Here is a 13,434-nt window from a genome sequence, read left to right as displayed (position 1 = left end):
CCCCGGGAGGCGCGGTGCACCGGCCCGTGCGCGTCGCGTTCCTGACCCGACACGGTGCGCACGCCAGGAGAGACCCGCCCGCCCCTCGGGGCCGGGCGGGTCTCGTGCGTCCGGGCCACCCGTCCCCAGCCCTCGCTCCCCCGGACGACGGACTGGTATGTGACACTTCTCCGGTAGGGTCGTGCCGTACCGCCCTCGTGCCGAACGGAGACCGCCGTGCCCATCCCCACCTCGCCCCCCGCCGCCGAGCGTCAGCTGTTGCGCGACACGGTGCGCTCGCGCATCCGCGACGCGATCGTCGACGGCACGCTCGAGCCCGGCGAACGCCTGCACGACGACGAGCTGATCGCCTGGCTCCAGGTGTCGCGCACCCCCATCCGCGAGGCGCTCGGCGACCTCGTGCGCGCCGGCCTCGTCGAGATGGCGCCGAACCGCTACACCCGGGTCGCGACCCCCCGGGCCGAGGAGGCCATCGAGGCCGTCCAGACGCTCGGCGTCCTGTTCGGCGGCGCCGTGCGCCTCGCCGTCCCCCTGCTGGCGGCGGGCGTGACGGCGCAGATCGTGGCCGGCATCGACGCCTGCCTCGCCGACCTCGACGCGGAGGACGGCCCGGCGCTCAACGCCCACACCGTGGCGCTCTTCTCCACCTACGTCGACCACTGCGGCAACGCCTCGCTGCAGCGGGTCTGCCGCGACGTGACCGACGGCCTCGCCTACAAGCTCCGCCTGCCCAACATCGTCCAGGTGCTCAACTGGGCCGGCATGGCGGAGCAGTACCGCCTCCTGCGGCAGGCGACCCTCGACGGCGACCCGATCACCGCCGAGCTCGCCGCCGAGGCCCTGCACGAGCTGCCGGGCGAGCGGCCCGCCCCGGCACGCGGGGGCGGGCCGGGGCCGGTCGCGGCCCAGCCCGTCGTCGCGGCCCAGCCCGTCGCCGAGGCCCAGCCCGTCGTCGGGGCCTAGACCGTCGTCGCGTCATCGACCTCGCCGACGAGCTCCTCGATGATGTCCTCCAGGAAGAGCACGCCGGTCGTCGTGCCGTCGGCCCGCACCGACCGGGCCACGTGGGCACCGCTGCGGCGCATGGCCGCGAGGGCGTCCTCGAGGTCGGCGTCGTGCGAGACCGCCCCCAGGCGACGGATGCGCTTCTCGGGCACCGGGGCGTGGAACGACTCCGGCGTCGTGAGGTCCATGACGTCCTTGAGGTGCAGGTAGCCGGTGGGCTGCCCGTCGGCGTCGGTGAGGACGTACCGCGAGTAGCCGTGGGCCCAGACGGCGCGCTGCACGTCCGCGGGGGTCGCCGCCGGGGCGAGCCGCACCATGTCGGCCACGGGCACCTCGACGTCGCGCACCTTGCGGGTCGTGAACTCGAACGCGGCGCTGAGGGTGCCCGACGCGTCGTCGAGCACGCCCTCGCGCGTCGACTGCTGCACGATGCCGGCGACCTCGTCGAGCGTGTAGGTGCTGGTCGCCTCGTCCTTCGGCGTCACGCCGAAGAGCCGCAGCACACCGTTGGCGATGCCGTTGAGCGACCAGATCACGGGCCCGAACACGCGGGCCACGACGACGAGCGGCGGGGCCAGGATGAGCGCGGCCCGGTCGGGCACCGAGAACGAGAGGTTCTTCGGGATCATCTCGCCGACCACCACGTGCAGGAAGGTCACGAGCACGAGTGCGATGACGAACGCCACGACGCCGATGGCCTCGGCCGACAGCGTGGTCAGCCCGAGCGGGATCTCGAGCAGGTGGTGGATCGCGGGCTCCGACACGTTGAGGATCACCAGCGAGCAGACCGTGATGCCGAGCTGGCTGGTCGCGAGCATGAGCGTCGCGTGCTCCATCGCCCACAGGGTCGTCTTGGCGGCCTTGCTGCCCGCCTCGGCGCGCGGCTCGATCTGCGAGCGACGGGCGCTGATGACGGCGAACTCGGCGCCGACGAAGAAGCCGTTGACGACGAGCAGCACCACCAGCCAGACGATGCCGGGCAGGTACTCACTCATGGGTCAGGTCCTCTCGGAGGGCGGTGGCGATGCGGTCGTGCTCCGCGCGGTCGGCGCGGTCGCGGTTCTCGGCGGGGGTGGCGGGGCCGGAGGCGCGGGTCGTGCCGGCCGGGCCGGTCGCGTCGTCGTCCGCCCGCGGCACGAAGCGCAGCCGCTCGGTGCGCTGGCCCACGACGCGCTCGACGCGGAGGGCGCCGCCGGCGACCTCCACCTCGTCGCCGACCTCGGGCAGCCGCCCGAGCCGCTCGGTGACGAAGCCGCCGACCGTCTCGTAGTCGCCGTCGTCGGGCACGCGGATCGCGGCCCGGTCGTGGAGCTCGTCGGGACGGAGCGCGGCGTCGAAGAGCACGGTGCCGCCCGAGCGGACGATGCCGACGCGCGCACGGTCGTGCTCGTCCTCCAGCTCGCCCACGATCTCCTCGACGAGGTCCTCCAGGGTGACGAGGCCGGCGGTGCCGCCGAACTCGTCGGTGACCACGGCGATCTGGAAGCCGTCGCGGCGGAGCAGGCCGAGCAGCGTGTCGGTGCCCATCGTCTCGGGCACGAAGCGCGCGTCGGAGACGAGGGAGGACACGAGCACCTCGTCGCGCTCGGCGAGGGGCAGGGCGAACGCCTGCTTGACGTGCACCACCCCGAGGATGTCGTCGGAGTCGTCGCCGATGACGGGGAACCGCGAGAAGCCGCTGCTCAGCGAAGCCTCGACCACGGCGGCGGCGGTGTCGGTCGCCCGGACGGTCGTCATGCGCACGCGCGGCGTCATCACGTCGACGGCGTCGTGCTGGGAGAAGCGCAGGGTGCGGCCCAGCAGGGTCGCGTGGTCGTCGTCGAGGACGCCCTCGAGCGCGGAGCGGCGGACGAGCGAGCTGAGCTCCTCGGCCGAGCGGGCACCCGAGAGCTCCTCCTTCGGCTCGATGCCCATGCGGCGGATGGCCGCGTTGGCCGTGTCGTTGAAGAGCAGGATGACCGGCTTGAAGACCGTCGTGAAGGCCGCCTGGAACGGCACGACGAGCTTGGCCGTGGCGAGCGGCAGGGCGAGGGCGAAGTTCTTCGGCACGAGCTCGCCGATCACCATCGAGAACAGCGTGGCGACGAGGATGCCGACGACGGCGCCGATGCCGGGCACGATCGACTCGGGCACGCCGAGGCCGGTGAGCGGGCCCTCGAGCAGCGAGCTGATCGCCGGCTCGAACGTGTAGCCCGTCAGGAGCGTCGTCAGCGTGATGCCGAGCTGCGCGCCGGAGAGGTGCGTCGACGTGATGCGGAGGGCCTTGATGGTCGGGCCGAGGCGCTTCTCGCCCCTCTCCTGGCGCTTCTCGAGGTCGTTGCGGTCGAGGTTGACCAGCGAGAACTCAGACGCGACGAACAGGCCGGTGCCGACGGTGAGGACGAGACCGATGCCCAGCATCACCCACTCATTCATGGTGCCCCTCCCCCCGTGGTGCGGCCGCCGAGGCGGTCAGGGCCGGGAAGGGCCAGGGCATGTGGGAGGGAGGGTCGTCCATGAGCGAGAAAGGTAGGGGCCCGCGCCGACAGACCCCTGGGAACGTGCAGGCGCTGCACGGGCCGACCGGCGCCGGGGAGGCCGTACTGTGGAGCCGATCGAGATTGGACCACCACCCCGTGACTGACATGAGCCTCCGGCTTCCGACGACGCGGTTCCGCGCCGTCTTCGCGCTCGGCACCCGGCGCGCGGCCAGCTTGCCGCTGCCGACGACCCTCGGCGCCCCGAACCTCTTCGCGGAGTGGGACGACGAGACGGAGCAGAGCACGCTCTACGTCGGCTTCGGCACGGGGCAGATCCACCTCGACACCGCGCCCACGGGCATCGAGCACCACTTCCACGACCTCAGCGGCGACGACACCGACGTCAGCCCCTGGAACGGCGACGACACACGACAGCTGCTCGACTGGTCGTCGGCGCTCCTCTCCGACTTCCACCAGCTCGTGCCCGACCTGCTCGACGACGTCGACGACGCGGCCGCCTGGCACGACGCCGGCCTCACCCTCTGGGTCTGCGAGGTCGAGGAGCCCACGCAGCTCGACCTGATCGAGGTCGACATCGAGGGCGAGCTGCTGACCCTGCCGTGGCTCGGCGCCGGCCACGTCGAGCACGACCACGTCGAGGAGTCGGCGCACGGCGCCCTCGACCACGGCGTCGACGACGACCGCGAGCACCCGATCGCCCTGCTCTGGACGGCCGCGGCCGACGGCACGCCCGACTCCCCCATCGCCGAGGCCTGGCTGCGGCCCGGCACCGAGCAGCCCGTCACCCGGGCCGTGCCCGGCGTCGACTGGGCGGCGGTGGGCATGCCCGCCGACGAGGTGCTGTCGTGGCTCGAGGGCATCTACCTCAACCACCACGTGCTGCCCGACCCCGCCGGCACGATCCTCACCGGGGTGCTCGAGCGCCTCGGCGGGATCGACGGCACCGACTAGGGCGGCCCCTCAGACCAGGTCGCCGTCCGGCGAGAGCGACGGCTCCTCCGGCCCGGTGAGCGCGTAGTCGTGCACGTGCGACTCGCGCACCTCGGCCTCGTCCTCCTCCGACGTGCCCTCTCCCCGGAAGTCGTCGAGCGCCTGCTCCGAGACCCAGCGCTGGGCGACGTTGACGCGGCCCGGGTCGACGACGTCGGGCGAGAGGGCGTAGTCGAGGTTGCCGGGCGCGACGCGCGCGGCCTCGATCTCGGGGGCACGGCTGGCGAGGTAGTCGTCGCGCAGCTCCGGGTCGACGAGCAGGTGTCCGGTGACGATGATCATGCGGCCACCCAACACCCCCGCCCCGGTGCGGCCGCGGCGCCGGGGTACGACGAAGGGCCCCGGCGAGTGCCGGGACCCTTCGGTGCGCGACGGGCCGTGCCCGTGCTGCTGCTGCCTAGCGGCGGCTGCGACGACCGGTGACCTGGATGTAGATCACGAGGACGATGATGGCGCCGATGATCGAGCCGATGATGCCGGAGGGCTGGAAGAAGCCGTCCGCGTTGTCGCTGCCGAAGAGCAGGTAGGCGAGGAAGCCACCGACGAACGAACCGATGACGCCCAGCAGGATGGTCATGGGGATCGAGATGCTCTGCTTGCCCGGGACGACGAGGCGAGCGACGGCACCGGCGATGAGCCCGATGACGAGAAGGCTGATGATGAGGCCGATCATGGTGTTCTCCTTGATGTTGTCATGTCTGCGACATGCGAGAGCGGCCGGGTCAGCCGCTCCGACCACTGAACCACGCCTGAGCGTTCCCTGTTACGTCTCGTCGAGAACTGGTGCTGGAGCACGACGTGGGCTAAGCGATCTGGGCGCGGGACGCGATCGTCCTGTAGGGGACGACGCGCGCCTCCTTCGTTACGGTCATGTGAAACATCAGGACGGAGGCGCGGAGCGGCCCCCGGGGCACGCCAAGCTGTCAGGGGGCCCTGCCGGGGGCCCAGCGAGGAGCAGCATGAGCGACCACCCCCCGACCGCCCCCGCCACCGTCGTGGGCGCGACGACGACGAGCCCGAAGGGGCCGCGGCACCCCGTCGACGAGGTGCCGCCGCTCCGCCGCCTGCTGCCGCTCGGCCTGCAGCACGTGCTCGCGATGTACGCGGGCGCCGTCGCGGTGCCGCTCGTGATCGGCACCGCCCTCATCGAGGCCGGGCGGCTCGACCCCGGCGCCCTGCCGCACCTGATCACCGCCGACCTCTTCGTCGCCGGGATCGGCGCGGTGCTCCAGTCGGTCGGGGTCTGGCGGGTCGGTGCCCGCCTGCCGCTGATGCAGGGCTGCACCTTCGCCTCGGTCGGCCCGATGATCACCATCGGCACCGAGCACGGCGTCGGCGCCATCTACGGCTCGGTCATCATGTGCGGGCTGATGATGTTCGCCCTCGCGCCCGTCTTCTCGCAGCTCGTGCGGTTCTTCCCGCCGCTCGTGACCGGCACGGTCATCCTCGTCATCGGCCTCTCGCTGATGAGCGTGGCCGGCGGCTGGGTGATCGACGGCGCCACCGACGGGGCGCCGCCGGTCAACGTCGCCCTCGCCGCCGGCACCCTCGCGGTCATCGTGCTGATCGAGCGCTTCGCCCCGCCGGCCCTCGGGCGCCTGTCGATCCTGCTCGGGCTCGTCGTGGGCACGCTCGCCGCCGTGCCGCTCGGCCTCGTCGACGTCAGCGGCGTCGGCGAGCAGCCGTGGGTCGGCTTCTCGACGCCGTTCCAGTTCGGGCTGCCCACCTTCCCGGCCGCGGCGGTCATCTCGATGCTCATCGTCGGCCTCGTGATCATGACCGAGACCACCGGCGACATCGTCGCCGTCAGCGAGATCGTCGACCGGCCCCTGACGCCCCGTCGCCTCGCCGACGGGCTCCGCGCCGACGGGCTCACCACCGTGCTCGGCGGGGTGTTCAACACCTTCCCGTACACGGCGTTCGCGCAGAACGTGGGGCTGGTCAGCATCACGGGCGTCAAGTCACGGTGGGTCGCCACCTGCGCCGGCGTGATGCTGATCGCGCTGGGGCTCGTGCCGAAGCTCGGCGCCGTCGTCGAGGCCGTGCCGCTCGCCGTGCTCGGCGGGGCCGGCGTCGCGCTCTTCGGCATCGTCGCGGCGAGCGGCGTGCGCACCCTCTCGACGGTGCGGTTCACCGACCGGAACGTGCTCGTCGTCGCCCTCGCCGTCGGCGTCGGCCTCCTGCCGACGGTGTCGCCGACCATCTACGAGCGGTTCCCGTCGTGGTTCACGATCGTCTTCGACTCCGGCATCAGCGCCGGGGCGATCGTCGCGATCGCCCTCAACCTCCTGCTCGGCGGCGAGCGGGGCGCCCGCGGCGGCCGCGGCGCCACCGAGGGCCCGTCCGCCCACGACGCCGTCCGCGGCGCTCAGCTCGCGGCCGACCCGGAGCCGCCGACCCGCTGACCGGGCCGGCGCGCACGACGCGGCCCGCGCCTCCCCGGTGACGAGGAGGCGCGGGCCGGGTCGTGCAGGAGGGCCTACTTGGCCAGGAACGCCAGCACGTGGCGGTTCCACTCGTCCTTGTGCGAGACGGTGACGCCGTGCGGGCCGCCCTCGATCACGACGAGCTCGCTGCCCGCGATCGCCGCGTGGGTGCGCGCGCCGCTGACCTCGAACGGCACCGTGTTGTCGGAGTCGCCGTGGATGACGAGCGTCGGCACGGTGATCTTCGTGAGGTCGTCGCGGAAGTCGGTGGTCGCGAACGCGACGGTGCAGTCGAGCGTGCCCTTGGGCGACGCCATCTCGGCGATGGCCACGTTGTAGGCGATCTGGGCGTCGCTGACCTTCGGGCCGTTGAGCAGCGAGGGCTTGCCGGCGGTGAAGAACATGCGGACGAACTCCTCCAGGAAGGCGGGGCGGTCGCCCACGATGCCGTCGTGGAACCACGCGGCGAGGTCGTCGTCGACGCCGCCCTCGGGGTTGTCGTCGCTCTTGTACAGGTACGGCGGCACGGCGCTGGCGAAGACGAGCTTCGCGATGCGGCCCTGGCCGTAGGTGCTCACGTAGCGGGCCAGCTCGCCGCCGCCCATCGAGAAGCCGATCAGCGTCACGTCGTGCAGGTCGAGGGCGTCGAGCACGGCCTCGAGGTCGGCCGCGAAGGTGTCGTAGTCGTAGCCGTCCCACGGCTGCGACGACTGGCCGAAGCCCCGGCGGTCGTACGTGACGACCCGGTGGCCGGCCTCGACGAGCGCGGGCACCTGGCCCTCCCACGAACGGCCGCTGAGGGGCCAGCCGTGGATCAGGACGACGGGCGCGCCGCTGCCGACGTCTTCGTAGTGGAGCTCGACCTCGGGGCCGGTGGCGGAGGGGACGGTGATGGTGGGCATGGCTGCCTTCCTTCGTGTCGTGTCGGATGTGATCCCGACACTGGCCCCGCACCCTGGGAGCGACCGGAGGGTGTCCGGGGAGCGCACCGACCGGCGCGCTCCCCGGACCGCCCCGCGGGGCGGGGAGCCGGTGGGGGGAGCCGACGCGGGCTCAGGCCCGGCGCCACCAGGTGTCGTGCGGCGTGGCCGGCACGCGGCGCTTGTGCTCGGTGGCGAGGTAGCGCTGCTCGATCAGCTCGGCCGTCGCGTCGTCGACGTCGCGCCCCTCGAGGTACGCGTCGATGTCGGCGTAGGTGAGGCCGAGGTTCGCCTCGTCGGTCTGGCCGGGCGTCTCGTCGAGCAGGTCGGCCGTCGGCGCCTTCTCGTAGAGGCGGGCCGGCGCGCCGAGGTGCCGGAGGAGGGCGGCGCCCTGGCCCTTGCTGAGCCCGGTGAGCGGCGTGAGGTCGACACCGCCGTCGCCGTACTTCGTGAAGAAGCCGGTCAGCGCCTCGGCCGCGTGGTCGGTGCCCACGACGAGCAGGCCGCGCTCGCCCGCGATCGCGTACTGGGCCACCATGCGGGTGCGGGCCTTGACGTTGCCCTTCGCGAAGTCGCTGACGGGCGCCCCGAGGGCGTCGGCGACGTCGCCGGCGGTGCCGTCGACACCGCCCTGGATGTTCACGACCAGGCCGTCGGCGCCGTCGATGAAGCCGAGCGCGAGCTGCGCGTCGTCTTCGTCGGCCTGCACCTTGTAGGGCATGCGGACCGTGACGAGCTCGGCCTCGCCGCCGTCGCGGCGCACGCCCTCCACGGCGAGCTGGCAGAGACGACCGGCGAGCGTGCTGTCCTGACCGCCGCTGACCGCGAGCACGAAGCCCGCGGCGCCGGTGGTCTCCAGGTAGTCACGGAGGAAGGCCACGCGCGTCTCGACCTCGGTGGCGGGGTCGATCTGCGGGGCGACGGCGAGCTCGGCGATGATGGTCTGCTGCAGCGGTCTCATGCGTCGAGAGTAGCCACGACGCCCGACAGCTGCGCGGGGCCCTACTTCGAGGAGCCCATGGCCACGAACGACGCGACCACGAGGCCGAGGCCCGCGACCGTGACGGCGCTGATGAGCACGGTGAAGAAGGTGGCGATCTGGGCGTTGTCCATGGGTCGGCTCCTGCCGGTCGGGGTCGGTCGGACCGATCGTGGCAGACGTGGATGGGAGGACGGCCCGGGCCGTGCCAGGATCGGGGTCGGGATGGATGACGCAGACGGCTCGATGACGAGGTCGGCCACGGACGGTCGCGACCTCGACGAGGCGCGCCTGCTCTACGAGACGGCCTACCCGGGCGACGGCTTCCAGCTCGAGCACGGCGACGGCCCGTTCTCGTACCGCTACACCTCGGCGGGCGACGCGGTCGTCACGCTCCGCACGTCGGAGTTCCGCGGCACCGCCCACGGCGTCGCGGAGGAGACGCGCGAGTACATCGTCTCGTGGCTGCACGAGGGCCACGGCGTGACCGACGTGGGGCGCGACGAGACGGTCCAGACGCTGCACGTGCCGCACGTCGCGCCCACCCGGGCGTACGAGTTCGACTACGCCGACTACCGGCAGAACCTCGTCCACCTCGACGGCGGCTACCTCGAGGGCCTGGCCGCCGAGCACGAGGGCGTCGAGCCCGGGCGCCTGCTCTTCCACCACGCCGCCGAGCCGGGCCGGGACGCCCTCGCCCGGTGGCGCCGCGTGCTGGCGGCCACGACGCCCCTGCTGCTCGACGCGGCGACCCCGCTGCTGACCCGGTCGGAGGCCGACCGGCACCTCGCCCTGGCCGTGCTCGACACCTTCCCCCACGAGGCGGGCGCGTCGTCGCCCCTCGCCCTGGTGGCCTCCGGCTCGCGCCTCCGCCGCGCCGTCGAGTACCTCCGCGACCACGCGCACGAGCCGATCGCCGTGGCGGACGCCGCAGCCGCGGTCGGCCTCAGCAGCCGCGGGCTGCAGGCGGCGTTCGCCCGCCACCTCGACACCACGCCGACGCTCTACCTCCGCACCGTCCGCCTCGACCGGGCCCGGGCCGAGCTCGCCGAGCTCGACCCCCGGCGGGCGACCGTGGCCGACGTGGCCCGCCGGTGGGGCTTCGGCCACCTGGGCCGGTTCTCGGGCACGTACCGCGAGCGCTTCGGCGAGTACCCGAGCGCGACGCTGCAGCGCTGACGCACGGAGACGTGCGTCGTGTGCACGTTCCGGCGCGATCAGTGGCAGCGTAGGGGGGTGAACGACACCGACCCGACCCCCCGCACCCCCGCCTCCTCGCCCGACTCCGCCCCCACGGTCGGCCAGCCCCCGCTGCCCGGCGGGCGCGACCTGATGGGCCCGGTCGAGAACCTGCAGCGGATCATGTGGACGGGCACGCTGTGGTTCGTCGGCGGCGTGGTGGCCGTGGCCGTGGCGTTCGCGGCGGTGCTGCTCTCGGGCTGGCGGCCGGAGCTCCTGTCGACGCCCGGCGAGGTGCTGTTCTGGGTCGGCGCCGGCGCCGTGGCGCTGAGCCTCGGCCTGATCGGCTGGTCGGGCTGCCCCATCCTCGAGGTGAGCGTGCCGGTCTCCGACCGCAACAAGACGAAGACGATGCAGTTCGGCACCGCGATCTTCCTCGTCGGCTCGGCCGCGACGATGCTCGCGGTGCTGCTCGGCCCGGCCTCCTGACCGTCACGGTCCGCTGGTCGCGGGCCCTGTCCGCTCAACGCGACCTCTAGCGGGTGTAGCTAGGCGATCTAGCTATCCGTGTGTGAGTATGCATGCGCATCGATTCACGGCGATGCGGCCCCGCGGGGCCCGGTACGGACGACGGCGCAGGGCCGTCAGGAACGAGAACCGCCATGAGCATCCTCCGACAGTCTCCGTTCGCCGAGGCCTCGCCCTTCTCGGAGGTGCGGGAGGCCGAGCGTCGCACGACGCTCCTGGTCGTCGCGACGTCGGCGGTGTCGGCCTGCGGCATGCTCGTGGCCGGGATGCTCGTCGCCCTCGGGGCCGCCTGAGCGTTCGGGCGTCTCGGCGCGGCACGACGGACGAGCCCCAGGACCGCGAGGAGGCGGGGTGATCGCTCACCGCGCCTCCTGCAGTCCGGCCGTGGGCCGGCTTGCGTGCTCGACCTAGTAGGTCGTGGTCATGCCCGAGTTCGCCGCGGCGACGCTGAAGACGATGACGCCGATCACGTAGATCACGATGATCGCGAGGCCGATGATGATCGCGGCCAGCGCGAGGCCGCTGCCCTTCTCGCCGGTGCGCTTGATCTGCGAGCGCGCGACGAAGCCGAGGATCACGCCGACGAGGGGCACGAAGAAGGCGAGGATGATGCCGACGATGGCGAGGACGTTGGTCTTGTCGGTCTGTGCGGGGGCGCCGGGGGCGCCGTAGGGCTGGGGGGTGGTCATGGTTCTCTCCTGAGGAGTCGATGGAACGGAGCAGGGCAGCTGCTCGTCCGGTCGTGGATCCCCCCGGAACCGAGCGCCCTCACCGTAGCAGCGGGCACGAGGCGGGGCGCGCTCTCTCCACAGGGCACGCCGGAGCCCCCGACGGTGCGGCTCCCTCCGCCCCCGAAGGGGGCGTGGCAGGCGGCGGCCGACCCCGACAAGCTGAGGCCGAGGACCCCACCACCCCTCGAGGAGAACCGTGACGATCGAGACGACCGCCCCTGATCCGAGCGCCTTCGACCTCGCCGTCGCCGACCGCAAGGACGTCGTCGTCGCGACCGTCGAGACGCTCGAGCGCCTCGGGTACGCCGGGACGAGCTTCGAGGACGTCGCCCAGACCGCCCAGACGAGCGTCGCCGCCGTCCGTCGCCACTTCCCGTCGTGGCTCGGCCTCGTGCTCGCGGCCCTCGACCGCTGGAACCAGGACCGCTTCGAGCAGGTCGCCCGCGAGACCGCCGGCGGCGCCACGCTCGGCTTCATGCGCGGGCTGGTCGCCTACAGCGCCCAACACCCCGCGCTCTCCCGCACGCTGCTGTCGCTCGCGGTCGAGGGCACCGACCCCGGACACCTCGCGTCGCTCTACCTCCGCGACCGGTACTGCGACTTCCACACCATGGTGCAGCAGGGGCTCGCCTTCGACGTGACCGAGGGCGTCGTGCCCGCCGGTGTCGACGTCAAGGCGCTCGCGACGACCCTCATCGCGCTGTTCGAGGGCCTCCAGCTGCAGATGCTGCTGCGCCCCGGCTTCGAGCCGACGACGGCCTTCGACCACGCCCTCGCGGAGATCACCTGCTCGTGGTGACCGCGCGGCGCGGCTGAGGCGACCGCCCTCGGCCCGCGCTGCAGCAGACCGACGCACCTCGCGCCTCCCCGGGCCTTCCCCAGAACGGGGACTCGTCAGGGCCGCGCAGCTCTGGTGACATTGCTGTCGTGAACGACCAGAACGCCTCCCCCGACGACTTCTACGCCGAGTCGGCCCACGTCGAGCTGCGCCGCAGCGTCGTGGCCGCCGCCATCGAGACCTTCCGGCACCGGGCCTTCCACGAGACCACGCTGGAGGCGGTGGCCGAGACCGCGGGGCTGCCCCTGGAGGCGGTCACCGCGCACTTCCCCGACTGGAACGGCCTGCTGCTCGCGGCCGTCGACCGCTGGACGGCCGAGCGCACCTCTCCGCTCCTCCCGGTCATGGCGTCGCACGGCACCGTGCTCTTCCTGCGCCGCATCGTGCAGTCGAACATCGAGGACCCGTCGCTGATGCGGTTGCTGAGCTCCCTCGTCAACGTGGCCGCGACTCCCGGGCACCCGCTCTCCGAGCTGCTGCAGGGCGACTGGAGCCGGTTCCACCGGATGGTCGCCGAGGGCCTGCGCCGAGACGTCGAGCTCGGGCGCGAGCCCGCGACCATGGCGCCGGCCCGCGGCGCGGAGCAGCTGCTCGCCCTCTACGAGGGGCTGCAGCTGCAGTCGATGGTGCGGCCGCGCATGGACCTCCTCGACGCCTACGACCGTGCCGTCACGCGGCTCCGGGACGGGTGGGGCCGCCCCTATGCAGCGCCCACCTGGGACCTCGACGACCTGGCGCTGGTCGGCGCGGCCTGACCCGGCCGCCCCCGGACGTGCGGAGAGCCTCCCGGGGGAGGCTCTGCACGTGGCCCTCGTCGGCCCCCCACGACGTGGGCGGCTGGTACGGACCGGGGCGACGCGGGTGCGTCAGGCGGCGTCGCTCGTGAAGAGCTCCGCCAGGTCGAGGGGCTCGGTCATCGGGAGGTCGAGGTGGTCGACCATCGCGACGGAGGCGGTCACGCGCCGGCGCCGAGGACGACGAGCATGCCGGCGATCGCGGTGCCGCAGGTCGCCAGCGCCGACGTGGCGATGACGAGGAGCGTGATCTGACGATCCGCGTCGCGGATCTCGGAGAAGGGGCTCCTGCTGCCGTGGATGAGGCTCATGGTGCTGCTCGTCTCTGGCAGCCCTGCGCTGCCGTCGGTGACCGTGGTGACCGGGTGGTCGGCCCTGTCGCCAGGGCCGCGTACCGCCGTGAACCGGTACGGGACGATCATGACACCCAACAGCTAGACGGTCTAGCTAGTTGCGTGAATCGGACAGACGCCCGCGTTTCCCGTTCGGGGGACAGGGCCACGGGCGGTCGTCGACCGGTCGGCTGCGGGGCGGCGACGAGCCGTGCGCGCCGGGGTACAGCAC

At 72.9% G+C, this 13,434-nt stretch carries 16 protein-coding genes; 8 read left to right on the top strand and 8 right to left on the bottom strand.

What is annotated here, in order from left to right; genetic code table 11:
* Window positions 1–216 precede the first annotated feature (216 nt).
* Window positions 217–963 carry a GntR family transcriptional regulator gene (locus F1C15_RS12485; protein WP_056052568.1) on the top strand — a complete coding sequence of 249 codons (747 nt, stop codon included), beginning with the start codon at window positions 217–219 and terminating at the stop codon, window positions 961–963.
* On the opposite strand, the gene F1C15_RS12480 is transcribed toward F1C15_RS12485, so the two are convergent.
* Window positions 960–2,000, bottom strand: coding sequence for a hemolysin family protein (locus tag F1C15_RS12480; RefSeq protein ID WP_185231551.1), 1,041 nt, complete (start codon window positions 1,998–2,000; stop codon window positions 960–962). The two genes, F1C15_RS12485 and F1C15_RS12480, sit on opposite strands and share 4 nt — an antisense overlap.
* A complete protein-coding gene (locus F1C15_RS12475) occupies window positions 1,993–3,420 on the bottom strand; it encodes a hemolysin family protein (protein ID WP_185231549.1) in 1,428 nt (475 codons plus the stop codon). Before F1C15_RS12475 ends, F1C15_RS12480 begins: the two co-directional genes overlap by 8 nt.
* Before the next feature lie 200 nt (window positions 3,421–3,620).
* On the opposite strand from F1C15_RS12475, the gene F1C15_RS12470 reads away from it, so the two are divergent.
* On the top strand, window positions 3,621–4,436 hold the full coding sequence (locus F1C15_RS12470; RefSeq protein ID WP_185231547.1) for a hypothetical protein: 816 nt from the start codon (window positions 3,621–3,623) through the stop codon (window positions 4,434–4,436).
* 9 nt (window positions 4,437–4,445) lie between these two features.
* Here F1C15_RS12470 and F1C15_RS12465 read toward each other — a convergent pair whose 3' ends face one another.
* The gene (locus F1C15_RS12465) at window positions 4,446–4,757 is read right to left on the bottom strand and encodes a putative quinol monooxygenase (RefSeq protein ID WP_056052556.1); all 312 of its coding nucleotides are present in this window, start codon (window positions 4,755–4,757) and stop codon (window positions 4,446–4,448) included.
* Window positions 4,758–4,872: 115 nt separating this feature from the next.
* Window positions 4,873–5,148, bottom strand: a complete 276-nt coding sequence (locus F1C15_RS12460; protein ID WP_185231545.1) for a GlsB/YeaQ/YmgE family stress response membrane protein — start codon at window positions 5,146–5,148, stop codon at window positions 4,873–4,875.
* Window positions 5,149–5,434: 286 nt separating this feature from the next.
* On the opposite strand from F1C15_RS12460, the gene F1C15_RS12455 reads away from it, so the two are divergent.
* Complete coding sequence (locus F1C15_RS12455) at window positions 5,435–6,880, top strand: nucleobase:cation symporter-2 family protein (protein WP_185231543.1); 1,446 nt, start codon at window positions 5,435–5,437, stop codon at window positions 6,878–6,880.
* Window positions 6,881–6,954: 74 nt separating this feature from the next.
* Here F1C15_RS12455 and F1C15_RS12450 read toward each other — a convergent pair whose 3' ends face one another.
* Window positions 6,955–7,803: an alpha/beta fold hydrolase gene (locus F1C15_RS12450; protein ID WP_185231541.1), complete on the bottom strand. Its 849-nt coding sequence runs from the start codon at window positions 7,801–7,803 to the stop codon at window positions 6,955–6,957.
* A 151-nt stretch (window positions 7,804–7,954) separates the two neighbouring features.
* Window positions 7,955–8,782, bottom strand: coding sequence for an ammonia-dependent NAD(+) synthetase (gene nadE, locus F1C15_RS12445; protein ID WP_185231539.1), 828 nt, complete (start codon window positions 8,780–8,782; stop codon window positions 7,955–7,957).
* A gap of 243 nt (window positions 8,783–9,025) precedes the next feature.
* On the opposite strand from nadE, the gene F1C15_RS12440 reads away from it, so the two are divergent.
* From F1C15_RS12440 to F1C15_RS12430, 3 genes are all read left to right on the top strand, one after another.
* Complete coding sequence (locus tag F1C15_RS12440) at window positions 9,026–9,979, top strand: helix-turn-helix domain-containing protein (protein WP_185231532.1); 954 nt, start codon at window positions 9,026–9,028, stop codon at window positions 9,977–9,979.
* 57 nt (window positions 9,980–10,036) lie between these two features.
* Window positions 10,037–10,468, top strand: a complete 432-nt coding sequence (locus F1C15_RS12435) for a hypothetical protein (RefSeq protein WP_056052539.1) — start codon at window positions 10,037–10,039, stop codon at window positions 10,466–10,468.
* Window positions 10,469–10,641: 173 nt separating this feature from the next.
* Window positions 10,642–10,800 (top strand): hypothetical protein, encoded by a 159-nt coding sequence (locus F1C15_RS12430; RefSeq protein ID WP_185231530.1) that lies wholly within the window; start codon window positions 10,642–10,644, stop codon window positions 10,798–10,800.
* Window positions 10,801–10,914: 114 nt separating this feature from the next.
* On the opposite strand, the gene F1C15_RS12425 is transcribed toward F1C15_RS12430, so the two are convergent.
* A complete protein-coding gene (locus F1C15_RS12425) occupies window positions 10,915–11,196 on the bottom strand; it encodes a DUF4190 domain-containing protein (RefSeq protein ID WP_185231528.1) in 282 nt (93 codons plus the stop codon).
* A gap of 238 nt (window positions 11,197–11,434) precedes the next feature.
* On the opposite strand from F1C15_RS12425, the gene F1C15_RS12420 reads away from it, so the two are divergent.
* Window positions 11,435–12,037: a TetR/AcrR family transcriptional regulator gene (locus F1C15_RS12420; RefSeq protein ID WP_056052533.1), complete on the top strand. Its 603-nt coding sequence runs from the start codon at window positions 11,435–11,437 to the stop codon at window positions 12,035–12,037.
* Window positions 12,038–12,165: 128 nt separating this feature from the next.
* On the top strand, window positions 12,166–12,831 hold the full coding sequence (locus tag F1C15_RS12415) for a TetR/AcrR family transcriptional regulator (protein WP_056052528.1): 666 nt from the start codon (window positions 12,166–12,168) through the stop codon (window positions 12,829–12,831).
* Window positions 12,832–13,031: 200 nt separating this feature from the next.
* Here F1C15_RS12415 and F1C15_RS12410 read toward each other — a convergent pair whose 3' ends face one another.
* Window positions 13,032–13,181 (bottom strand): hypothetical protein, encoded by a 150-nt coding sequence (locus F1C15_RS12410; protein ID WP_156369883.1) that lies wholly within the window; start codon window positions 13,179–13,181, stop codon window positions 13,032–13,034.
* Window positions 13,182–13,434 lie beyond the last annotated feature (253 nt).

This window comes from Frigoribacterium sp. NBH87 (assembly GCF_014217665.1).
In the GTDB taxonomy this organism is placed as follows: Bacteria; Actinomycetota; Actinomycetes; order Actinomycetales; family Microbacteriaceae; genus Frigoribacterium; species Frigoribacterium endophyticum.
This window is presented reverse-complemented; position numbering and strand designations above follow the sequence as displayed.

Coding starts and splice junctions, on each gene's coding strand:
- F1C15_RS12465 (WP_056052556.1), bottom strand. CDS start 4,757: ATGATCATCGTCACCGGACACCTGCTCGTCGACCCGGAGCTGCGCGAC.
- F1C15_RS12475 (WP_185231549.1), bottom strand. CDS start 3,420: ATGAATGAGTGGGTGATGCTGGGCATCGGTCTCGTCCTCACCGTCGGC.
- F1C15_RS12450 (WP_185231541.1), bottom strand. CDS start 7,803: ATGCCCACCATCACCGTCCCCTCCGCCACCGGCCCCGAGGTCGAGCTC.
- F1C15_RS12430 (WP_185231530.1), top strand. CDS start 10,642: ATGAGCATCCTCCGACAGTCTCCGTTCGCCGAGGCCTCGCCCTTCTCG.
- F1C15_RS12425 (WP_185231528.1), bottom strand. CDS start 11,196: ATGACCACCCCCCAGCCCTACGGCGCCCCCGGCGCCCCCGCACAGACC.
- F1C15_RS12410 (WP_156369883.1), bottom strand. CDS start 13,181: ATGAGCCTCATCCACGGCAGCAGGAGCCCCTTCTCCGAGATCCGCGAC.
- F1C15_RS12455 (WP_185231543.1), top strand. CDS start 5,435: ATGAGCGACCACCCCCCGACCGCCCCCGCCACCGTCGTGGGCGCGACG.
- F1C15_RS12440 (WP_185231532.1), top strand. CDS start 9,026: ATGGATGACGCAGACGGCTCGATGACGAGGTCGGCCACGGACGGTCGC.
- F1C15_RS12480 (WP_185231551.1), bottom strand. CDS start 2,000: ATGAGTGAGTACCTGCCCGGCATCGTCTGGCTGGTGGTGCTGCTCGTC.
- F1C15_RS12460 (WP_185231545.1), bottom strand. CDS start 5,148: ATGATCGGCCTCATCATCAGCCTTCTCGTCATCGGGCTCATCGCCGGT.
- nadE (WP_185231539.1), bottom strand. CDS start 8,782: ATGAGACCGCTGCAGCAGACCATCATCGCCGAGCTCGCCGTCGCCCCG.